We start from the raw sequence: 23,036 nt of genomic DNA, 5'->3' as shown, positions 1-23,036 counted from the left end.
ATTATTAGCGAGCAAGATGCAAAGCCTGCGGCATGGCTTCGCTAAACGCACTACAGCAAGGATGAGAGCCATTATTGACATTAAATGCCGAACAGCTTTTTGGTTACAGCTACTCACCCTTTACCAAATCGGCGGACAATTCATATCAATTAAATATCCCCCGGCTTCAATCACAAAATCATCGAAATCATTATCATTGCCAACTTCTACCCGTCCCCCATCTTCCCAAGACACGCGACTTCCTGTAATATTACCCTTCCTCCCCCCATCCAAACGACCATTAAACTGAGCCAAGTTTTGGGTCGAAACAATACGGCGTCGGGTTTGACCCGTAGGACTTACGGATTCAAGAAAGAAAACATAGCGGTTATTGGCTTTAAACATAAACTCGTTGAATTGATTCGGTATCGTTCCCCCCTCAACTGTTCCGACAAAATCCGCTTGCGTTCCCAGATCATTTTGACCACGAGAGGTTTGTATCGGCTGGTTTGTGCCAAAAGCATCATAGGGTTTGACTTCCTGAAACAGAATCGTTTCTTCCCCGGTTGTTTCATTTCGTACACCAAACGCCGCTAGGTATGCTCCATGAGATTCCAGGAATTCAAATTCTACAATCGTATCCTCTGGGAATTGCAATGCCCGATTATCAAAGATATCCTGAGCTTGCACAGACGTTGCCAAGGTACTGATTAATCCAGTCGCGATCGCGCCAATGAACCAAGATTTGCTGTAGAGTTGTCTCATTGCGAATTATCCTTATTATCAAAACCCTGTTCTTGAGCGAAGTGAAGGATCAAAACTTAATCCTTTACCACGCCAACAGCGCCAGATTTGACCAAGAACATGTCGCATCTAGTCCGGTAATCTGAATCATCTTTTAGCTTCAGTTCTCGGTTGTTCTAACGCTGACAAGTTACAGTTACTGGTAACGTTAACATCATCATCGCGCACCCTACCTTAATAACTACTATTATAGAGTGTTGCGATCAGTAATATATTCCACGAAAATATAAACACTTAAAATTGGCGACTCGCCCAACTTTTAATTCATAGGAGATTTCCAAACTGTAGGGTTCATTAGCAAAGCGCAACCCAAGGATTGGCGCTGTAAATCTAGGTGGCTTAAACATTAAATGGGATGAACGATGAACAGTCAAGTCATTAAAGTTGTGAGTGTGATTCTCTGACGATCTCCCCCATCTCCCAGACGTAGCATGCTACGTCTCTACAAGCTGCCTCCGCCGCCAATCTGCCCCCAACAGGACGATTCCTACAAGCAGAGCTAATCAATGATAATAGTTTTTTATATTTGCACTGCCGCTGAATTGGGTTAAATTATGAATAGAGACAAACAAACCACACACACGGAGCAAATCAAACCATGTATACCACCTACCAAAACGGACTGATCAATTCCACCCCTGTTGAAGCCAAGACAAACCCCATCACCCCTCCCACCTCGCTCCAACAACCCATAAAGCCACTGCAAACCATCAAGCAATGGTTAGAGAACATCGAAATTCACAACCCCACCAAAGCTAGATTCTTCTGCAAAATGATTCCCGCCCAATGTCCCTTTGAACGCGATATCTGCCTCTTTGGGCGTCGGGTTGCTCACATTCCTCCCTTGTGCAAACTCAATCCTTTCTATGACGAATTCGTTAGCCTTCGCTTTCGCGCCCTTTGCTACTTGGCTGATCAATGTGGGGAAGATATCAGTGCTTATTGTTAGTCATTTGTTATTCGTCCTTTGTCATTCGTCATTCGAGACTAAGAATCCATGACTCGCTGCAAAAATGCCCACTTATCGGCAATCTCTTCAATAATCTTAGCCGTCGGTTTTCCCGCACCATGACCCGCCTTTGTTTCAATGCGAATTAAGACCGGATTATCCCCAGCATGTGCCGCTTGTAACGCTGCTGCAAACTTAAAACTATGGGCTGGAACCACGCGGTCATCATGATCCGCCGTCGTAATTAATGTGGCTGGATAAGCCGTTCCTGGCTTGAGATTATGTAACGGAGAATAGGCATAAAGCGCCTTAAACTCCTCCGGATTTTCCGGTGAACCAAAATCAGAACACCATGCCCAACCAATCGTAAACTTATGGAAGCGCAGCATGTCCATAACTCCAACTGAAGGAAGGGCAGCACGGAATAAATCTGGACGCTGAGTCATACAAGCCCCAACTAATAAACCCCCATTACTTCCCCCACCAATTGCCAGTTTTTGCGGACAAGTATATTTATTCTCAATTAACCATTCCGCTGCGGCAATAAAATCATCAAACACATTTTGCTTATTCAGCTTTGTTCCCGCTTGATGCCAATCTTCGCCATACTCTCCACCGCCTCGGAGATTCGGAATCCCATAGACGCCTCCCATCTCCATCCACACCAGATTACTAATCGAAAAGCTGGGAGTTAGGGAGACATTAAACCCACCGTAACCATAGAGATAGGTGGGATTATTGCCATCCAACACCAACCCTTTCTTGTGGGTAATAAACATCGGCACTTGTGTGCCATCTTTACTCGGGTAAAACACTTGCCGCGTTTCGTATTGAGTCGGATCAAAGTCTACGGTCGGTTGGCGAAATAGGGAACTTTCCCCTGTTACCATATCGTAGCGGTAAATTGTGGCTGGGGTGGTGAAACTGGTAAACACATAGAAGGTTTCCGGATCATAACGCTTCCCGCCGAATCCCCCGGCTGAACCAATTCCCGGTAATTCCACTTCTCGGACAAAGGCACCATTGAGGTCAAAAATCTTAATCGAAGAACGGGCATCTTTGAGGTAATCGGCGACAAACTGGTTATTCAGAACCCCGACATCTTCTAATGTTTCTGGGGCTTGGGGAATAATTTCTTGCCAGTTCTGCCGCGCTGGGTTATGAATATCAATGGCAATCACCCGACCTCGTGGTGCGTCTAAGTCAGTTTGAACCCAAAAGATTGACCCGTCATTGTCAATCAGACTGAAATTTGCTTCAAATTCTGAAATCAATTCAACGATAGGAGAATCGGGAGTTTGTAAGTCTTTGTAGAAAACCAGATTCTTCGGATCAGTTCCTTGACTGACGTAAATAATCAGATAATGACCATCTTCCGTCACTGACCCATTAAACATCCATTCTTTCTGGTCAGGGCGATGATAAATTAACAGATCATCGGATTGGTCTGTGCCGAGTTGGTGATAATAGAGTTTGTGATAATAATTAGCATCTTCTAATTTGGTGGCATCGTTGGGTTCATCATAGCGGCTATAGAAAAACCCTTGATTATCCGTTGTCCAGGATGCACCGGAAAACTTCACCCATTTGAGATGATCGGATAAATCGTCTCCCGTTTCCACATCCCGTACTTTCCATTCTTGCCAATCAGAACCGGAGGTAGATAAACCATACGCCATGCGGTTTCCATCGTCACTAATCGCGATACCCGATAGGGCGATAGTCCCATCTTCGGAGAGGGTATTGGGGTCAATCAGGAGTCGGGGTTCTCCATCGAGAGAGGTTAAGGTGTAGAGAACGCTTTGGTTCTGGAGTCCGTCATTTTTGAAATAGAAGTAGCGGTTCCCTTCTTTATCAGGAATGCCATATTTTTCGTAATTCCAGAGTTTGGTGATGCGCTGCTTCAGGGATTCCCGTTGGGGGATGTCTTCGAGATAGCCAAAGGTGACTTTATTTTGCGCTTCTACCCAGGCTTTGGTTTCGTCGGAGTCGGGATCTTCTAACCAGCGATAGGGATCAGCGACTTTCGTGCCATGATAGTCGTCTACTTGGTCAACTTGGTGGGTGGTGGGGTAGGTCAGAGGTTGGTGAGAAGATGCCATAGTCTCGAATGTGAGGCAGTGTTTTCTAGGGTAGCACTCTTTGGGGAAGGGTTAGGAAGCTTGTGGAGGATGGGACGCGATCGCGTAAAGATTACCATACCAGAACATTTAAATGGCAGTGCTAACATTTTAAGAAAAGTAGCCAGAAAGTTAGGAATTGACCTAAACCGACTGGGTAGACGGTGTTTGGTGCGACTCGTTGGCTAGAAACCATAATCTGCAAGGATTTCGGGGGATTAGCCGCCAGGTTTTGAACCTTGACAGAGCGCCTAGTCCCCGGAGTAAAGCTGCTAAACTATCTGTTCCCAACTGAGTTTACTGTTCTTTTGCCATGACCCTAACCCTGTACAATACTCTCACCCGTCGCAAAGAACCATTTACCCCCTTAGAGAGGGGTAAGGTGCGGATGTATTGCTGCGGTATCACCGCTTATGACTATTGCCATTTGGGTCATGCTAGAACCTGCATTATCTGGGATACTGCCCGTCGTTATCTAGAATGGCGTGGCTATGATGTGAACTACGTGCAGAATTTTACGGATATTGACGATAAAATCCTGAATCGGGCGCGACAAGAGGGGACATCGATGGAGTCTGTCTCTGAACGCTTCATTCAGGCGTATTTTGAGGATATGGCGCGGCTGAATGTGAATGAGGCGGATGCCTATCCTCGGGCGACGCATTGCCTGGATGGGATTAAGCGGCTAATTTATGACCTAGAACAGAAAAATTACGCCTACCCCGCCGCCGGAGATGTTTATTATGCCGTGCGTCGTTTTGGTGAGTATGGCAAGTTGTCGGGACGCAAGTTAGAGGATTTGCAAGCGGGGGCGAGTGGACGAGTTGAAGTTGAGGATACAGAGGCGGCTAAGAAAAAAGACGCTTTTGATTTTGCCCTGTGGAAGGGTTCTAAGCCCGGAGAACCCGCCTGGGAATCTCCTTGGGGGGCGGGACGCCCTGGCTGGCATATTGAGTGTTCGGCGATGATTCGGGACAATTTGGGGGACACAGTGGATATTCATGCGGGGGGATCGGATTTAGTTTTTCCCCACCACGAGAATGAAATTGCCCAATCAGAAGCGGTGACGGGTCAACCTTTGGCGGGTTACTGGTTACATACAGGGATGGTGATTGTGAATGGGGAGAAGATGTCGAAATCCTTGGGTAATTTTATCACCATTCGGGATTTACTCGATCGCGGGACTGATCCGATGGCGGTGCGGTTGTTTGTCCTCCAGGCACAGTATCGCAAGCCCTTAGATTTTACCGATGATGCTTTGGCGGCGGCGACGAATGGTTGGCATACGCTGAAGGAGGGATTGCTGTTTGGGGATCAGTATGGTGAACAACTGGGGTGGCAAGACTCAGGTAAACGGCAAACGGCGGCGGTAGAACGATTCCAAACTGCTGTTGATGATGATTTCAATTTTGCGGAGGGGTTAGCCGTATTATTTGAACTGGCAAAAGACTTGGGGCGGGAAGGGAATATTTTGGTGCATGAAGGGAAAACCCGGACATCGCCCCAGGAATTAGAGGCACAATGGCAGACATTGGTGGAACTGGCGCAGGTGTTTGGACTTGAGGCGCAAGGGGAGGAAATTAGTCAGGAATCGACCAGTGGGTTAAGTGATGCAGAGGTTGAGGCGCTGATTCAACAACGTACCGAGGCGCGGAAACGGAAAGATTTTGAGATGAGCGATCGCATCCGGGATGAACTGAAAGCCCAAGGGATTACGCTGATTGATCAACCCGGTGGTGTCACTCGTTGGCATCGCAATTGAATGTTCAGGAGTCGTTGCTAGATCGAGAGGTGTATGGCTAATCCTCCCTGGGAGGGACGGATTTGCTCAAGGTTTTTGAAACAATTTATCTGAGTGAGGCAGGTGAGTAAAATATTTGGGTAAAACGATGAAGGATAACAAAACCCTCACAGATAAGTTAGGAATTGCTTTGGGCTTAATGGCACTGACTGCCTGCACCACCTCAACTCCCGAAGGCGATCGCACAAATAACGCAGACACTCCAACCTCACCCCCACCCAATAATACCAATAGACCCTCAACTCAAGCGGCGGCTTCTCCCAACCGTGACTGTATTCTGGTTGAAGAGGGCTATGGTTCCCAAGGACAGGTGGCGGTGCAAGCTGAAGAAGTCGTTTCCGGTTTGGAAGTTCCTTGGGGAATTCTGTTTCTCTCAGACACAGATATGCTAGTGACTGAACGCCCCGGACGGATTCGACTGGTGCGGGATGGGCAACTCCAGAGTGAACCTGTCGCCATTGTTCCCGTAACCGCTAGGGGAGAAGGGGGATTACTGGGTATCGCGCCTCATCCTGAGTTTGCCAGTAATCGGCTATTTTACATTTACTACACCGCAGACCGCAACGAATCATCGGTCAATCTCGTTGAGCGATGGCAGTTATCACCCGATGGCACGAGTGCCTCACCCGATAAAATCATTGTTGATAATATTCCCGTCGCACGCTTCCATAATGGTGGTCGTCTGCGCTTGGGACCCGATGGAATGCTCTATATCGGCACTGGCGATGCTAGAAATCCTCAAAATTCCCAAGATGTCAACAGCCTGGCGGGAAAAATTCTGCGCGTGACGCCAGAGGGACAGGTGCCAGAGGATAATCCCTTTCCTGACAATCCTGCCTATATTATCGGCATTCGTAATACCCAGGGCTTTGACTGGTTGAACCCCTCAACCCTAGCCATAACTGACCATGGACCGAGTGGTGAACTGGGTAGAACCGGACACGATGAAGTCAGCGTCGCCAGTGCGGGTGCTAACCTCGGCTGGCCTCCCATCTACGGTTGTCAAAATCAAGAAGGGATGATACCTCCTGCTCTGAGTTGGGAGGAAGCCGTACCTCCAGGTGGAGCCGCCATTTATACAGGGGATGCGATTCCACAGTGGCAGGGTAGCCTGTTAATGGGCGTCTTGGGTGCGTCCCACCTGCATCGCGTTACCTTTGAGCCACAGTCTCCCGATCAGGTTCAAAGTCATGAGGTGTATTTTCAAAATGAGTTGGGTCGGCTTAGGGAAGTGATCATGGGACCCGATGGTGAGCTTTATGTTACCACGAGCAACTGTGACGGACGCGGGAACTGCCCTCCTGACAAGGATAAAATTCTTCGCATCAACAGTGGCAATCCTTAGACACAATCAGGCGGGTGGGCAATGCCCACCCTACGGTATGGCAAGCAAATCACCCCTAATAAAAATGTACGGGCTTGGTTACCAAGCCCCTACTCACCCTATCTCCCCATCACCGTAATTATGGGTATTAATTATGGGTATTTATAGCACTACGCATTGAGGTTAGGACAATAAAATTGGGTGAAAAGGCAACAGGCAACAGGCAACAGGCAACAGGCAACAGAGAAATGTCCTAACGTATCCCCGTAGTGCTATAACCGGACATGATATAAATCTGTTCAAAAGGCTGAAACCTGACCTTCCTATGAAAATCAGACTTAACGGTTCACGTCGATTCACCCTTGTCGTCTTTGCTACTGGATTTCTTTTCCTGGCTAGTCCTCACCGGAGTGTCGCCCAAGAAGAGATGGTTCCTATACCAACGTCGGCGAATTCATCCCTGAGAAGTAATCCTGATAGTGAAGTCTATTTTGCCGATATTTTAGTTAGAGGTAGACCGGTTTTTCAAGTGGGTAGCCTTGCAGATTTGGGTGCAAGAGAACGGGCAAAAATTATCAATCGGCGGGTTAACAGTCTTTTGGCACAATCAGAAACTTTGGGACAGGTAACTGTTAAACCGGATGACCCTCGCCAAGTGGCAACCTTACGATTGAATAACCGAGTATTAATGACTGTTACTCAGCAAGATGCACAAGATTTTGGTTTGTCAGTGGAAGCCTTATCCGAGAGATGGGCAGAACAACTAAATCAGGCAATAAAAAAACCGCCCTTGGCGATTGATGTGGGACAGCGTCTTTATGGAACAGTACGACAACTTTTACGGGATACGGTGACAAATCTCCCCTCTTTATTAGGGGCGTTGGTTATGGTTGGGATTACCTGGGGAGTGGCGAAAGGGGTGCGGTTTGTTGGCTTTAGTTGGGCGCAACGGACAGAAGGCGATCGCAGTACAGAAATTCTGATTGGACGCTTGGGTTATGGTGGAGTTTGGGTACTGGGTTCAGTTGTTGCCCTAGGGGTTTTGGGACTAGACTTTGGGGCGTTATTAGGGGCGTTGGGACTCACCAGTGTGGCGATTGGTTTCAGTCTCAAAGATGTTTTGAGTAATTATATCTCTGGGGTAATTTTACTTGCTGCCCGACCCTTTGGTATTAATGATCAGGTAGTTATTAGTGATTATGAGGGTACGATTACTCAGATTGACCTCCGGGCAACGACGATGAGAACCTATGATGGGCGGTTAGTTTATATTCCGAATCAAAAAGTATTCTCTGCCAGTATTATTAATAATACTGCTTCGCCGCGTCGTCGTAGTTCGATTATGGTTGGTATTGACTATGATGCCGATATTACCCATGCCAAACAAGTGATTCAAACTACTCTGTCTGCACTTCCAGGGTTAGAAAAAGAACCGCCTCCCGAAATTTTGGTGTTGGAATTAGCCGCAAGTACTGTGAATCTGGAAGTACGCTTTTGGGTTGATTCGCGGCGATTAGGGTTTTTGACGATGACATCTCAAGTCTGTCAAAGTATAAAAGAAGCACTACAACAGGCAAATATTGAGATGCCGACTGACATCTATACATTAATGTTCCGCAATTCTCCTCTACCAACGGATACAACAGGAAATTCTCAATCCGGTAATTCTAACTCCGAGTTAGTTATTCCTCATCAAAACTCAGCCAACCAGGATTCTATCGATTGAGCTGCTGTTAAAGTAGCCGTCATATCGTTTTCCTCAAAGTGTTGTCACTTGTTTTTCAATTTTGACAGTCTTTGGGGGCGATCTCTGTCCCCATAACGATAGAGTTTGGCTACTTGGCAAATTTCAAAATTCCCCACGCTGACACCGTAAGCATCGAAGTAATGCGTAAATGGTCACTTTGTTTTCGTGGCGTTGTATTAAACACTAAGTAGTCGGACTTTGATTAGATACGTAAACCTTAATCCAGAGAAGCGTCATACGACTTCCTATTTGCCACGTCTTTTTTATTTAAGCTGATTCAACTTAATCAGGAGTCTTGGGGAATAGTATTTTGACCTTCCAATAATCTTAGATAGGAATAGGGTATAGATAGGGGCCAAGTAATAGTAGCGACAACGAAACAAACTCCACAGCTAAGTTTATCGTCTTCCGATAACGTATTATCTTGTTTTAAACAGGTAAACCACTTGTTTAACAAGCGCACCGCTACAACTAAGTAAAGACTAACTGAGCTAACTAGCATGATATGCAACATGATCAACCTACCTTAAAGAATTGTTTTTTCAGCGCTAACGGCTGGTTAAGTCCTTCGCTTTTTATCTAGTATACTGAACGATTTGCTTGCCAAAAGCCTATACTACCTATATTTACACAATCTTCACTGCTCCTATTTTACCTTAACTGTATCTTAATAAAGGGGGTTGTTATCCGCCGTCGTTTTGTGGTAATCAGATGAACTGAGTTTGGCAGTAAGTATCTAACAGAGAAATGCAGTTGGCGATCGCACCCAAATGAGCCACCTCATAGCCATGGGTGTTTTGTGTCGGGAAACTCAAGCAGGCGGCGCGGGAAACATGACCAAACTTCATGGCAATAGACGCATCGCTGCCAAACCCACTAATTGTGGCAAGCTGTAAAGGAACACCAATTCCATTCGCCGCCTGTCGCAGTTCCCAGTTGAGTCCCTCATCGTAAATCCCGTAGCCATCCTGAGACAACAGCACAGGGGCTTCCCCATCTTCAATTGGGTATTCTGAGGAGAGAGGGCAGATTTCTAGGGCGATTAAAGCATCAAGGGAGTGATTGTGGCTGAAATACAACGCGCCAATTGCGCCAACTTCTTCCTTCGCCGACGCCACTAAATAGGTATCCACAACCGGAGTTTTAACCTGTTCGGCTAAGCTTAACAGAATAGCAACAGAGGCTTTGTTATCCAAAGTATAACTGGCAATGTAATCCTTGAGACGTATGGGTCGCTTACGGTGTTTACCCACAACCATGCGCGTTCCGGGGCGCACCCCAGCGGCGACAAGTTCAGCCAGAGTACATTTCGTTTCCACCCAAGCCTCTTGCCAACGCAGAGGGGCAGTTTCCTGTTGGGCTTTTTGGGGAGATTCATGGGAAACATGACGTGATCCAAAGGACAGAATACCACTCAGGGTTTGATTATCACCCAATAAATCGACAACGCCTTCCCCATAAACCCAGGGAAATGAGCCGCCGAGTTTGCGGATTTGCACCCGTCCTTGTTCGTCTATAGATTTAACAATACCGCCAATTTCATCTTTATGGGCGGTAATCGCAATCGATCGCTCAGAGGTTTGACCCGGAATTTTAGCAATAATATTCCCGGATCGATCCTGCCACGATTCAACACCTAAGCCTTGCAATCGACTGATCAGAAGTTGATCAATTTCTCGTTCTGCACCACTAGGAGAATGATGCAGCACTAACTCTTCAATGGTATGAAATAAGTAATCGTAATTTGAGGATGGCATGAAGGCGAGAAGTTCACGGGATTAAATGTCACAAACAGGACTTACGCAGACACACCACGGATGGGGGTAAAGGTGGGTGACGCTACCCTAATACGCCACTACAAATAGAGCCTTTGCGTAAGTCCTAACAATAACACACTCATCTCATGTCGGCAAAGGAATAACGAATACTCCGACATTTACAGACGTTGCCGGCATTCGACACAATGACCCCAATTATCCAAAATATCTGAAGCGCTTTATTAAAGAAGGACAGATAGTCGCTAAAATTTGTCATGACCCTCATCCTCATATTGTCCGCGTGACGGATTTCTTTGAAGAGGCGGGGATTCACTGTCTGGTGATGGATTATGTCCCATTACATAGAAACCCTTGGCGATGTGCCTCTAGAAATGGTGGCGATTCCGGATGGTACATTCCAAATGGGTTCGTCAGAGACTAATGATGCAAGATGCCGTGATTCGTAATTTGGAAATCATTTTTGATAGTTTAGCGGTTGTCGGGGTTGTCGGGGCTGTAGGGGCGAGTCGCTGCATCAATGTTCGGTGCGAGAATTAACCTATATCGACTCGCCCCTGTCTAAATGCGGTGTTGGATGATTACTGATACCAGGTGGGGGCGACCCGATTAAATTAAAGGTTGGGTTGTGTTAATTGGATGGGGCGGGTTGCACCATTTTTACCTTTAATTGACGATACCGGATACAGGGTTCCCCCGATTAAATTAAGGGTTAGGTTGTGTTAATTGGATGGGGCGGGTTGCACCATTTTTACCTTTAATTGACGATACCGGATACAGGGTTCCCCCGATTAAATTAAGGGTTAGGTTGTGTTAATTGGGTACGGCGGGTCGCCCCTACGATTGTTTTTATAACCCACGCTATATTTTTGGGAAAGTTATACTATCAAGTTTAAATGGTGTTAAATCGGGCGCACGTCGGTGCGCCCCTACTGTTCTGAATCCGGGTCAATACCCATGGCTCTTAATCGTTCTGCTAATCTTGCCGCTTTTTGCTCGGCTTGTTCGGCGCGTTGATGTTCTTGTTCGGCGCGTTGACGTTCTAATTGAGCGCGTTCTTCACCAATTAACAAAAGATTCCCTTGATTATCCCACCAACGCAGCCAACATTGGGTTTGATTTTGATACGTCCCCTGCCAAAGTCCCAGTTCTACTCCTAAGGGCGTAATCGGATAGTGACCCCGTTCATTTGGTTGGAGTTTTTGATAAGAAAAATTCAGCCAATTATAAACCTCCAGTTTTCTAGTTTTGACTTCAAAAATGCCATAGTAGGGAATGCGAATAATCCGTTCATACACCCAGAATTTACCCGGTTTTGTGGTTTCTCCTTCAGCGGAAACGGATAAGGGTGTTGTATCCCGTTCCTCCTCTCCATCGCCACTGGCAAATTCTAAGGCAATCATCGGTGCCATTAATTCCCGCCAGAGGACATAGGAACGGCGAATTTCACCATTCAGTAATGGGGGAACATTGGGAACATAGAACCAATCGGGCGCTTCTGCACCTTTTTCTGGGGGGTCAGTTTCGCGCCAGTAGATACCGCAGTCTTGTCCAATGGTGTATTGTCCATCGGGATGGAGTCATTTGTCATTTGTTTATGTCATTCGTCATTTGGTCGGGGCGGGTTTAGTTACTTATGGGTGCAAAGAATAAGATAGTAGTGAAACCCGCCCCTACATGCTGAACATTTGGTCGGGGCGAGTTTAGGGATATCAGGGTGAATACCAAACGTTAATGGTAAAACCCGCCCCGGAAAGACGCGCCATGGCACGTCTCTACAGGATTCCCTCATCTCCCCCTCATTTACTAACCTGTCACCACAAAATTGACCAGCTTTCCAGGTACAACAATCACCTTTTTCACCGTCTTACCTGTGATATAACGCTGGGCAACTTCTGACTCCCTAGCATACTGTTCCAAGGCTGATTTATCGGAATCGGCGGGAACCTGAATTGTGCCACGAGTTTTACCCATAATTTGAATCACCAGGGTAATCTCATCAGCCACTAATGCCTCTGGTTCAAAGGTACACCAGGGTTGCAGGTGTACTGAATCTGTATGACCAATTCCATGCCATAATTCTTCCGCAATATGGGGGGCAAAGGGGGCTAATAACAGAATCAATGTCTCGATTCCTTCAGCGTAAACCAGGGAGTCTTTGCACTTAGCATCACCGAGGGCGTTGCTGAGTTTCATTAACTCGGAAACCGCTGTATTAAATTGATACTCCCCATCTAAATCATCGGTGACTTCTTTAATCGCCGTGTGAACTGCCCGCCGCAGGTCTTTTTCCGGTTTACTTAACTCGGTGGGAGTGGTAGTTGAACGGTTGGTTCCTTTGGCGACAAACTCCTCCACCAACCGCCAAACCCGGTTCAGGAAACGGAATTGTCCTTCCACATCTGCATCATCCCATTCCAGGTCTTTTTCTGGAGGGGCTTTAAATAGGATAAACATCCGGGCGGTATCCGCACCATATTTGTTAATCACCTCTTCAGGGGCGACACCGTTATATTTAGATTTGGACATAGTTTTGTAGGACACCTCCAACGTTTCCCCCGTTTCTGGGTCTTTGGGGTCACTGGGGTCTACCTCCACCGAGGGAATCCATTTCCCGGTTCTGGGGTTCATGTAGGTTAACCCCTGCACCATCCCCTGAGTTAACAGCCGTTGGAACGGTTCATCAAAATTGAGTAAACCGCGATCGCGCAGAAATTTGGTGAAGAAGCGGGAGTACAATAGGTGCAAAATCGCATGTTCGATACCACCCACGTACTGGTCTACGGGCATCCAGTCATTAGTTTTACTGGAGTCAAACACCTGCTGGTGATTATTCGCATCAGGATAACGCAGGAAATACCAGGACGAATCAATAAACGTATCCATCGTATCCGTTTCCCGTTTCGCGGCTGTACCACAGGTGGGACAAGGCACATCCGCCCATCCCTCCACTTGGGATAAGGAGGCGACACGCCCGCCACTCATGGCTACATTCTCCGGTAATGCTACAGGCAACTCTTGCTCCGGAACCGGGACAATGCCACAATCAGGACAGTAAATTACCGGAATCGGTGCGCCCCAATAGCGTTGACGGGAAATTAACCAATCCCGCAGGCGGTACTGTACCCGCCCTTTCCCCCATCCTTTCCGTTCGGCGTATTTGACAATCTCTGCTTTGGCGGCGATGGATTCCATCCCATTAAACAAGTCAGAATTCACCACCACACCGGGTTCCGTATACGCCTGTTTCGGTTCAGCTTTCGGGTCAGCCGCATCTGCTGCTACAATCACCGTCTTGATGGGTAAATTCTGTTCCTTGGCAAATTGGAAATCTCGCACATCATGGGCGGGAACCCCCATCACCGCCCCTGTGCCATATTCATAGAGGACGTAATCGGCAATCCAGATGGGGATTTCTTCCCCAGTAAACGGGTTAATCGCCTTACCCCCAGTGGGAATACCGCGTTTCGGCTTATCCTCAGCCGTGCGTTCCAATTCGCTTTCCTGAGTCACCTCTTGAATAAAGGCATCAACCTCAGCTTTTCGGTCAGGAGTCGTAACCTTTGGGGTTAAGGGATGTTCCGGCGCTAACACGACATAGGTGACGCCATAAACCGTATCTGGGCGAGTGGTAAACACACCAATTTTTTCATCCAAGTCGATAATCGGAAACTCTAAATAAGCGCCGATGGACTTGCCAATCCAGTTGGCTTGCATCAACTTCACCCGTTCGGGCCATCCCTCCAGCTTATCTAAGTCGTTGAGTAATTGTTCGGCATAATCGGTAATTTTCAGGAACCACTGGCGCAAGAGTTTCCGTTCCACTTTCGCACCGGAACGCCAGGAACGCCCCTCACTATCCACCTGTTCATTGGCGAGTACGGTTTGGTCAATCGGGTCCCAGTTGACGGCGGCTTCTTTCTGATAAGCTAATCCGGCGTGGAGAAACTGCAAGAAAATCCACTGCGTCCACTTGTAATAATCGGGCGCACAGGTTGCCAGTTCCCGGTTCCAGTCGTAGGACAATCCTAGACGCTTTAACTCAGACTGCATCTGAGTAATATTTTGATACGTCCACTTGGCGGGATGGACACCCCGTTGAATCGCCGCATTTTCCGCAGGTAGCCCAAAGGCATCCCAACCCATAGGATGAAGGACTCGATAGCCCTGCATCCGGCTTTTGCGGGCAATGACATCGGTAATCGTATAGTTACGGACGTGACCCATGTGCAGGTTGCCCGATGGATAGGGAAACATCGACAGGGCATAGAATTTGGGCTTATCTGCCTTGTCCTGGGTTTGGTCTAGGTTTTGGTGTGACCAACTGGTTTGCCACTTTTCCTCTATCTCGGCGGGGTTATAACGCGACTCCACAAAAGAATCTCCTACAGGGTTGAACTGATCCGTTTTAACAATTTTGGCACATCATCAGGGGAGATGAGGAGTTCGTATGTAGTAAGGGCTTTAGCCCGTTACAATCCTCGGTTGACCACTGGCGTGACAGCGATAGTTCAGAAATCGACCAAAAGCGACGCGAAACTCCATCATTTCCGATTCTTGTTTGGGCGTTAGATTCACAAAAGGTTTTTTTTGTCAAATCTGCCCCTGATGAGTTGATGAAAATTGGGTGTTGAAATATGTTTGTATTTTCTCAACTTTTCCCAAGTTAGGAAAAAAAATTGACGTTATTTTAGGGCTTTGATGAGTTTTGCCCTTAAAAATGACCAAAATAAGACCAAAATACAGGATTCAATTTTCTCATACTACAACCAAAACCAACGGTAAGTCAAGCTTTGCCAGGAATTTCCGACTTGAGTCCTCAGTCCGATTATCTTGATCAATTTAAAAGTCAACGGATAAATCGAAAAGTTATAGTTATGGGATAGGTTCACGGGTGAGGATGCAACCGGACATGATACTATCCAAGTTGTATCGCCGGGATGATTTGTTTGAGCTCACGGGGTGACAAGCTAGCTGAAGTGTTAAGCTATCCTGCTTCTAGCCCATTTCTTCTCGTCACAGATAGGGTCAAAGATAGCAGTTGTTTCTGGGGGACTAGCCCCCCAGACCCTTGGAGAAAAGTTCCTCCTTATCTTCCCCCCGCGTCGGGGGGATTGAGGGGGGTGGGGGACGAGCGCCTCCCCCATACCCCCTGCGCAACGCAACGCTAGAATATATCTCATGGCTGTGGTCTTCATCTGTCAATAAGGGTGTCAATAAGGCTTCATCTTTGGAGATACTAATGTCGCTCAAAAGATGATTTTAAAAGGTTTTAGACTGCTTGCCACCCCTTCAGGTTTTTGAGTTAGGGTGAAACTTGCCAGGATTTTCGCGATCGCACCACCAGCAAACAAAGAGCGATCGCCAATCACCTGGAGCCTTAATTACCAAGGACTACCTTCCTATAACCAAAAATCAGCTAACTTGCAGCACGATTCGACCATTGACTTGACCGTTTCTGAGACGTTCAAATATATGATTAATCTCATCTAACGGTTGCTTCTCCAACGTTGGCTTTACCTTGCCTTCTGCCGCAAATTGTAAGCATTCTTGCATATCTTTGCGCGTACCGACAATCGAACCGCGAATAGTGATCCGTTTTAATACCACCTCAAAGATAGGTGTAGGAAACTCTCCTGGGGGTAGCCCAACTAAAGCACAAGTGCCACCTCGTCGCAGCGTCCCCAAGGCTTGACGAAAAGCTGCGGTAGAAACAGCCGTAACTAAAGCACCATGCGCCCCACCAATTTTCTCTTGTACCACCGTGGTGGGGTCTTCTTTGGTCACATTTACGGTCAATTCTGCCCCCAATTGCTTAGCTAACTCCAGCTTCTCATCGCTGGTGTCTAAGGCGACAACATGAAGTGCTAAAGCTTTGGCATACTGGACAGCAATGTGACCTAAACCACCAATACCAGAAATAACCACCCATTCTCCGGGTTTAGTATTAGTTTCTTTCAAACCTTTGTAGGTTGTTACCCCAGCGCAGAGAATCGGACTCGCATCAGCAAAATCAACGCCATCGGGGATAGGACTTACATAGTCAGCCGGCGCCACCATATACTCGGCATAACCCCCGTTGACGGAGTAGCCGGTATTTTCTTGATCAGGACACAGCGTTTCCCAACCCGTCCAGCAATATTCGCAATGTCCACAGGCACTATGCAGCCAAGGAACCCCGACGCGATCGCCTTCTTTATATAACGTTACGCCATCACCCACAGCGGCGACATAACCCACCCCCTCATGTCCAGGGATAAAAGGCAAGGTAGGCTTTATGGGCCAATCCCCATCCGCCGCATGTAAGTCAGTATGGCAGACACCACAGGTAACGGTACGGATGAGAACTTGTCCGGCTTGGGGTTCTGGAATCGGAACCTCTTCAATTGATAGGGGTTCGCCAAATTTATGCACCACGGCGGCTTTCATCGTCTTTGCCATAACCTTTATCCTCTCTGAATTGTCGGATTTGCTTGGCTTGATTTTATGTTCACCTTCCCTGGGATTGCACCCTCCCAGGGAGGATATATCGGGGGAGAGTTTTGACAAATCAGGATTGTTATCATCCACCTAGCTTGTTGATCCCGTAACTCCAGTTAGTGATCAAAAGAAGTCATAAGTAGGTAGGGACATGCCATGGTACATATTAATTGTAGGGACGGGTTTAGGCAGGGTAGGAGCAAGTTTAGGCATTGTAGGGGCGGGTTTAGGGACTAACGCTAATTAAGAGCTGATAACTGAACAACAAAACCCGCCCTTATTCAACCTTCGCTCAGCATGACAGATTCTACCAGAAAGCAATACCTTGAGACAAACCCTCCCCTAACCCTCCCCTTGACAAGAGGAGGGAATTCAAATTCCTAATTCAATCGCATCGCCAAATCTTAATCGTTTTATCTGCACTACCACTGACAAGAATTTGCCCATCTAAACTAATCGCCACGGCATGTACAGCAGCCGCATGACCTTTGAGGGTGCGAAGTTTCCGTCCTTTTCTAACCTGCCACAATTTAATCGTTTTGTCAGCGCTACCACTAGCAAGAATCTGTCCATCGGGACTAAATGCCACCGTCGTTACGCTATCATGATGCCCTTTTAAGGTTCGCAGTATCCGCCCACTACTGAGTTGCCAGAGTTTAATCTTTCCATCGGCACTCCCACTGGCAAGAATCTGTCCATCGGAACTAAATGCTACGCCATTTACAGTATCAGTATGACCTGTAAGTGTATGCAATTCCCGCCCTTTTTCCACCTGCCATAACTTAATCGTTTTATCGGTGCTACCACTGGCGATAATCTTGCCATCTGGACTAATAGCAACGCTATTTACTCCAGCATTATGACCTTTTAACGTGCGTATTATTTGTCCTTTCGGCATAGACCAAAGTTTAATTGTTTTATCATCGCTACCACTTGCAAGTAGCTGACCATCAGGACTAATTGTCACCGACTTAACTCCAGCAAATAGACCAGAATGACCCGTTATAGTTCGGCGTTCCTTTGCGGTACTAAGTTGCCAAAGTTTAATCGTTTTATCATTCCCCCCACTCACCAACATTTGCCCATCGGGACTAATCGCAATGGATTGAACATAGCCAAATCTGCCTGCATGTCCTTTGAGGGTTTGCTGTTCCTTTCCCGTTTGCACATCCCATAACTTAATCGTTCCATCTGTACTACCACTAACCACTGTTTCTCGATCTGGACTAATCGCAACGGCGTAGACAAAGTAAGTATGACCTTTGAGGGTATGAACACAGCGCCAGTTTTTTTGGAGTGGCTGCAAGACTACATTTTGCAACTTACTAATGCAGAAAAGCACATCTTGATACTCTCGCAAATCTTGCTGTTGCCAATACAGACTAGCGGCTTGATTAAAATCCGCGATCGCATGTCGGTGTTCGCCCAGTTGAGAATATGCCAGTCCGCGATATTTATAGGCTTTAACTAAGTCAACATCCAGCCAGATCGCTTTACTAAAATAGTCGATTGCTTGCTGATATTGACAATCCTTTGCCAGTTCCATCCCCCACTGGTAATAGGTTGTTCCATCCACATCTTGGTTAACCTCTGGCTGAGGTAACACCGGAGTGTATGACTTAAGTTGTTGGTAAGCCTCATTTATTTTTTTAAGTTCTTCTTGTCCTTTAGCTTGTCGTTGCGGATCATCAGGAAAACGATCCGGATGCCAACGTCTAGCTAATTCCCGATAAGCTTGTTTAACTTCTTCTAAAGACGCACCCGGTTGCAGTCCCAAAATTACATAATACTGATTAAGCTGATCCATGAAAATCACGAATTATCTGAATTATAAATTATAAATTCTATTTTTCCCGTTTCTTAACCCATGACAAATGACGTAGCTTGCTTCTCGCGAAAGCGAGTATGACAAATGACAACCTTATTGATATCGCCAAATCTTAATTGTGCCATCGCCACTCCCACTGATAATCATCTTTCCATCTTGACTCAATGCAATCGAATTCACATCCCTGGTATGTCCAGCTAACGTCGCCGCCACTTTACCACCATGCAAATCCCACAACTTAATTGTGGCATCAGCGCTACCACTAACCAGCATTCGTCCATTATGACTAAATTTTACAGTTCGCACCCAATCCCCATGTCCTCTGAGAGTAGCCAAGAGTTTACCATTGCCTAAATGCCATAATTTAATCGTCGTATCGCTACTACCACTGGCAAGTATTTTCCCCTGGGGGTCAATCGCCACAGAATTGACATCCCGTTCATGACCTGTAAAAGTATTTACTAATTCCCCCTTATCCAGACACCATAACTTCACCGTATTATCACTACTTCCACTCACCAAAAATTTACCATCGGGACTAAAGGAAACTGAATTAATTCCGCGTGAATGGTGGAAAGTATGGAGTAAATTACCTGTATCAAGTTGCCAGACTTTAATAATTTGGCGATCGCTACCACTAGCCAGGAATTGCCCATCAGGACTTATCGCTAAACATATCGACACTCTTGCATCGAAATAATCCGCGATCGTGCAGCTTACAAAACCGGATTGCCAATGCCATAATTCAATTTTGTCATCCACACTACCACTGGCAAGAATTTGACCGTCAGGACTAAAAGCCACCGACAACACAGGTTTTATATGTTTAATCAACGTATGCAACAGTTCCCCTGTCTGAAGATTCCACAATTTAACCGTTTTATCGAAACTTCCACTCGCCAGACATTGTTCATCGGGACTAATTGCCACTGAACAAACCGAACTTGAATGACCGATGAGAGTATGAATGCATTTCCATGTTTTTTTATGAGGAATGAATTGATTAATTGTCGGTATAGTTAACGTTTGAACTTGGGCAAAATAGCGGTGACGTATTGTCAGTGAATCAGGATTCAAGTCCTGTAAAACATCTCGCGCTTTTTGATAGCGCCGCCGGACGGGACGTTGCAACAATTTATCGAGAATTTGCTCTAATTCAGTACTCAGGGATGTAGTTAAATAATCTCGCCACACCCAATCTCCCTCATTCACACAATAAAGTTCTAGGGGATGGCGTCGAGTCAACAGATGAATACAAGTAACACCCAGACTATACAAATCACTAGCAAAAAACGCTTGACCTAACGCCTGTTCCGGTGCCGCATAGCCAGCAGAACCAATAATTGTTCCTTTGCGAGTGAGAGCAGTAATCGTGGCAAATTTAGCCGCACCAAAATCCACAAGTACCAGTTGTCCTTTCTTGGCTCCCTGGAAATTGGAGCAAGAACGACAAATCACATTGGCTGGCTTAATATCCCGATGAATAACATTATGACTGTGAATAAAATCAAGCAACGGTAGCAAACTATTGAGTAAGTCTCGAATTTGCTGTTCAGTGAAAGCACCTTGAGCGATTAACATTTGAGCTAAATCGTACCCAGGAATATATTCTTGTACCAAATACTGGCGATTATCCCGATTAAAATGGGCAAACAGTTCGGGAATTTGGGGATGGTAGCCCAAATCATCAAGACGCACAGCTTCTTGCTCAAAAAGTTCCGCCGCTTTCTGGACAGTATCGGTTCCTTGAGCTTGAGGATAAAATTGTTTGATGACACAATGCGGCTTAGACGGTTTATCCTCATCCACAGCTAAAAACGTTCTGCCAAATCCCCCCTGTCCAATCAATCGAAGCCCCCGATAACGCTCTCTCAATAGCAAATTTGACCCACAACTTTGGCAGAATCGATTACCATCGGGGTTCTCAGGCTGTAGGCATTTAGGGTTGAGACAGTAGCTCATAATTATTTGTCAGGAAACAGGGAACAGGGAATAGGCAATTCAAATTTATATCTAATTCATTGGGTGTTATCTTGCAACCAACTGGTTAAATCGGTAACATCAGTAAACGTCAGGACAGCATCGGCTAATGCTTCTAATTGCCCAGAGGGTAATTGACGCAGGCGAGTTTGCAGTTCCGGCGCGATCGCTCCGATACGACGTTCTAATAAACGTAAGATTATTCCAATTTCTCCTTCTTGTCTACCTTGTTCTAAACCTTGCTGTCTACCTTGTTCTAAACCTTGTTCTAAACCTTGTTCTAAACCTTTCAAAATAGCGCCCCGTTGATCTTCCAGAAACATCTGCTGCTTTTCTAGCGTTTCTAATTCTTGCCGGCTTAAGTTGGCTTGATTAGCAATTCCAAAGGCTTTCTGAATAGCTGCCACTTCATCCATGGTTTCCGGCACACTGTCTAAGTTGCTCGTTTGTTTCATAAAATAAATCCATTTATCGGTTAAACTCTCTAATTCATTTAATTCTTTTTGAAAATTAGGCAATTCGACAAAAACTAACTCTAGGGGATGTTCAGGATATATGAATAAATCCTGCATGTCGGCAAATGTAAATCGAGAAATGACTTTATTTCGCTGGGGAAACATTTGAAAGTCTGTAATGGTTAACGCAATGACAGAATTCAGTCTAGAGTATCCTTCTCCAGATTTAAGTTGAGTGGCAAAGGTTTTAGCAGCATTGAAGACAACTCGTTTATCAAAGGCGACGACATTTAATACTTGCATTTCAATGATAACGATTTTATTCCCAGTAATTTTCGCCTTAACGTCCAGAAAGGTATCTTTTAGACCAGGAATACTCGGCGGTAAATACGGATCAATAATTTCTAAGTCCTCGATGGTGGAATTGCCTTCGTATAGAAGCGCATTTAAAAAACTTATTAGGATGTCTTTACTGTCGGTAGAGCCGAATATTTTTTTGAAAGCAAAGTCAGTTTTTGGGTTTATGAAAGTCATATATCGCTCCTAATTTAGTTGTTAAACTATAGATTATCCTGGCAAATAACTAAACAATGAATTTACCAATTATCGAGGTTGGCTATAGATAAAAGGGGACTATAAAATATTGTATTATGTTCTCAACTTATTGACAGATAGAATCTGGATCGCGGCGCGAGGCTGACGGGACTGGAATTCAGGCGCGATCGCACTCTTCAAGCCTACGCCAGATCTTAATGGTCTTGTCGCTACTCCCACTAATCAATCGCTGTCCATCGGGACTGAAAACCACTGATGTCACCGCACCCGCATGTTCCGATAAGGTGCTAATTAACTCCCCATCCTCCAGATTCCAGAGTTTCAGGGTTTGGTCACAACTTCCACTGACTAAGGTTTTCCCATCCCGACTAAAGGCAAGACAGCGCACCTGATCAGTATGTCCTTTTAAGGTATATCTTTCCTGTCCAGTTCTCATGTCCCATAATTTAATCGTACAGTCTGCACTTCCACTCGCCAGCCATTGTCCATTGGGGCTAAATATGACCGCATAAATCCCCCCTTGATGTCCGTTGAGTGTGATCGTATCGTTGCGAACAGAGGAACGCACATCCCAGAGTTTAATCATGCCATCCCGACTCCCACTCGCCAGGATTTGTCCATCGGGACTAAAGGCTACTGTATGAACTTTGTCCCCATGTCCTTTAAAAATGCGTTTTTGGGCTAACGTATTAGCATGCCAAAGTTTAACAGTACAGTCAGCACTCCCACTGGCTAAGGTTAAACCATCGGGACTAAAGGCGACGGCGAGAAAATAGTAAAAATAGCCTTTGAGACTGCATTTTTGCTGTCCAGTACGAGTATCCCACAGCTTAATCGTATGATCCGCACTACCACTGGCTAAGGTTTGGGCGTGAGGATGAAAGGCGATGGATAAAACTGGGTGGGAATGTCCTTTAAGGATGAGGTGTTTTTGTTCAGTTTGAATATCCCACAATTGGATTGTATTGTTAATCGTGTTAGTGGCGATAATTTGCCCATCTGGGTGAAGCGTCAGCGTGGTAATTGGCGCTAAATTTCCGGTGAGGGTTTTGACACATTGCCATCGGGAAATGGTGTCGGGTAAAAGCGGTTGAATTTCTATCGTGGGAGAATTGGGGTTAATCGGTGCTAGGGTTTGGGGAGGGGTCTTTTCCCTAGTTAATTGATCCACAGTATCCTCAAGTTGTGCGATCGCACTCTGTAATTGTGCAATCTGGGATGGGAGAGATTCTAAGTTAG

At 46.1% G+C, this 23,036-nt stretch carries 14 protein-coding genes and 1 pseudogene; 5 read left to right on the top strand and 10 right to left on the bottom strand.

Annotated features, from left to right (window positions below; translation table 11 throughout):
• Window positions 1-120 precede the first annotated feature (120 nt).
• On the bottom strand, window positions 121-744 hold the full coding sequence (locus ACLFWI_RS07835) for a hypothetical protein (RefSeq protein WP_446412467.1): 624 nt from the start codon (window positions 742-744) through the stop codon (window positions 121-123).
• Between the two features lie 637 nt (window positions 745-1,381).
• On the opposite strand from ACLFWI_RS07835, the gene ACLFWI_RS07830 reads away from it, so the two are divergent.
• The gene (locus ACLFWI_RS07830) at window positions 1,382-1,732 is read left to right on the top strand and encodes a Mo-dependent nitrogenase C-terminal domain-containing protein (RefSeq protein WP_446412466.1); all 351 of its coding nucleotides are present in this window, start codon (window positions 1,382-1,384) and stop codon (window positions 1,730-1,732) included.
• Window positions 1,733-1,770: 38 nt separating this feature from the next.
• Here the strand turns inward: ACLFWI_RS07830 and ACLFWI_RS07825 are convergent, their stop codons facing one another.
• Complete coding sequence (locus ACLFWI_RS07825; protein ID WP_446412465.1) at window positions 1,771-3,834, bottom strand: prolyl oligopeptidase family serine peptidase; 2,064 nt, start codon at window positions 3,832-3,834, stop codon at window positions 1,771-1,773.
• A gap of 331 nt (window positions 3,835-4,165) precedes the next feature.
• Here ACLFWI_RS07825 and cysS point away from each other — a divergent pair, with 331 nt between their 5' ends.
• From cysS to ACLFWI_RS07810, 3 genes are all read left to right on the top strand, one after another.
• Window positions 4,166-5,614 carry a cysteine--tRNA ligase gene (cysS, locus tag ACLFWI_RS07820; RefSeq protein WP_446412464.1) on the top strand — a complete coding sequence of 483 codons (1,449 nt, stop codon included), beginning with the start codon at window positions 4,166-4,168 and terminating at the stop codon, window positions 5,612-5,614.
• A 127-nt stretch (window positions 5,615-5,741) separates the two neighbouring features.
• Window positions 5,742-6,998 carry a PQQ-dependent sugar dehydrogenase gene (locus tag ACLFWI_RS07815; RefSeq protein ID WP_446412463.1) on the top strand — a complete coding sequence of 419 codons (1,257 nt, stop codon included), beginning with the start codon at window positions 5,742-5,744 and terminating at the stop codon, window positions 6,996-6,998.
• Between the two features lie 304 nt (window positions 6,999-7,302).
• Entirely contained in the window at window positions 7,303-8,703 is a 1,401-nt protein-coding gene (locus ACLFWI_RS07810) for a mechanosensitive ion channel family protein (RefSeq protein ID WP_446412462.1), read from the top strand.
• A gap of 728 nt (window positions 8,704-9,431) precedes the next feature.
• Here ACLFWI_RS07810 and ACLFWI_RS07805 read toward each other — a convergent pair.
• A complete protein-coding gene (locus ACLFWI_RS07805) occupies window positions 9,432-10,481 on the bottom strand; it encodes a M42 family metallopeptidase (RefSeq protein WP_446412461.1) in 1,050 nt (349 codons plus the stop codon).
• Between the two features lie 408 nt (window positions 10,482-10,889).
• On the opposite strand from ACLFWI_RS07805, the gene ACLFWI_RS07800 reads away from it, so the two are divergent.
• Window positions 10,890-11,039 carry a hypothetical protein gene (locus ACLFWI_RS07800; protein WP_446412460.1) on the top strand — a complete coding sequence of 50 codons (150 nt, stop codon included), beginning with the start codon at window positions 10,890-10,892 and terminating at the stop codon, window positions 11,037-11,039.
• A 389-nt stretch (window positions 11,040-11,428) separates the two neighbouring features.
• Here the strand turns inward: ACLFWI_RS07800 and ACLFWI_RS07795 are convergent.
• The 7 genes and pseudogenes from ACLFWI_RS07795 to ACLFWI_RS07765 form a co-directional block, all read right to left on the bottom strand.
• A pseudogene (locus ACLFWI_RS07795) lies at window positions 11,429-12,079 on the bottom strand (Uma2 family endonuclease); the annotation flags it as partial.
• Window positions 12,080-12,305: 226 nt separating this feature from the next.
• A complete protein-coding gene (leuS, locus tag ACLFWI_RS07790; protein ID WP_446412459.1) occupies window positions 12,306-14,873 on the bottom strand; it encodes a leucine--tRNA ligase in 2,568 nt (855 codons plus the stop codon).
• A 1,041-nt stretch (window positions 14,874-15,914) separates the two neighbouring features.
• A complete protein-coding gene (adhP, locus tag ACLFWI_RS07785; protein WP_446412458.1) occupies window positions 15,915-16,940 on the bottom strand; it encodes an alcohol dehydrogenase AdhP in 1,026 nt (341 codons plus the stop codon).
• Between the two features lie 424 nt (window positions 16,941-17,364).
• Window positions 17,365-18,786: a WD40 domain-containing protein gene (locus ACLFWI_RS07780; RefSeq protein WP_446412457.1), complete on the bottom strand. Its 1,422-nt coding sequence runs from the start codon at window positions 18,784-18,786 to the stop codon at window positions 17,365-17,367.
• Window positions 18,787-18,900: 114 nt separating this feature from the next.
• The gene (locus tag ACLFWI_RS07775; protein WP_446412456.1) at window positions 18,901-20,769 is read right to left on the bottom strand and encodes a protein kinase domain-containing protein; all 1,869 of its coding nucleotides are present in this window, start codon (window positions 20,767-20,769) and stop codon (window positions 18,901-18,903) included.
• A gap of 56 nt (window positions 20,770-20,825) precedes the next feature.
• Window positions 20,826-21,776: an Rpn family recombination-promoting nuclease/putative transposase gene (locus tag ACLFWI_RS07770; protein ID WP_446412455.1), complete on the bottom strand. Its 951-nt coding sequence runs from the start codon at window positions 21,774-21,776 to the stop codon at window positions 20,826-20,828.
• Window positions 21,777-21,954: 178 nt separating this feature from the next.
• Window positions 21,955-23,036, bottom strand: a 1,082-nt coding sequence (locus tag ACLFWI_RS07765; RefSeq protein ID WP_446412454.1) for a WD40 repeat domain-containing protein, incomplete at its 5' end; no start/stop codon positions are given.

It is taken from the genome of Coleofasciculus sp. (genome assembly GCF_046539235.1).
In the GTDB taxonomy this organism is placed as follows: Bacteria; Cyanobacteriota; Cyanobacteriia; order Cyanobacteriales; family Coleofasciculaceae; genus Coleofasciculus.
Note: the sequence above shows the minus strand (reverse complement) of the source record. Positions and strands in the feature narration are given on the sequence as shown.

Coding starts and splice junctions, on each gene's coding strand:
- ACLFWI_RS07835 (WP_446412467.1), bottom strand. CDS start 744: ATGAGACAACTCTACAGCAAATCTTGGTTCATTGGCGCGATCGCGACT.
- ACLFWI_RS07830 (WP_446412466.1), top strand. CDS start 1,382: ATGTATACCACCTACCAAAACGGACTGATCAATTCCACCCCTGTTGAA.
- ACLFWI_RS07825 (WP_446412465.1), bottom strand. CDS start 3,834: ATGGCATCTTCTCACCAACCTCTGACCTACCCCACCACCCACCAAGTT.
- cysS (WP_446412464.1), top strand. CDS start 4,166: ATGACCCTAACCCTGTACAATACTCTCACCCGTCGCAAAGAACCATTT.
- ACLFWI_RS07815 (WP_446412463.1), top strand. CDS start 5,742: ATGAAGGATAACAAAACCCTCACAGATAAGTTAGGAATTGCTTTGGGC.
- ACLFWI_RS07810 (WP_446412462.1), top strand. CDS start 7,303: ATGAAAATCAGACTTAACGGTTCACGTCGATTCACCCTTGTCGTCTTT.
- ACLFWI_RS07805 (WP_446412461.1), bottom strand. CDS start 10,481: ATGCCATCCTCAAATTACGATTACTTATTTCATACCATTGAAGAGTTA.
- ACLFWI_RS07800 (WP_446412460.1), top strand. CDS start 10,890: ATGGTACATTCCAAATGGGTTCGTCAGAGACTAATGATGCAAGATGCC.
- adhP (WP_446412458.1), bottom strand. CDS start 16,940: ATGGCAAAGACGATGAAAGCCGCCGTGGTGCATAAATTTGGCGAACCC.
- ACLFWI_RS07780 (WP_446412457.1), bottom strand. CDS start 18,786: ATGGATCAGCTTAATCAGTATTATGTAATTTTGGGACTGCAACCGGGT.
- ACLFWI_RS07775 (WP_446412456.1), bottom strand. CDS start 20,769: ATGAGCTACTGTCTCAACCCTAAATGCCTACAGCCTGAGAACCCCGAT.
- ACLFWI_RS07770 (WP_446412455.1), bottom strand. CDS start 21,776: ATGACTTTCATAAACCCAAAAACTGACTTTGCTTTCAAAAAAATATTC.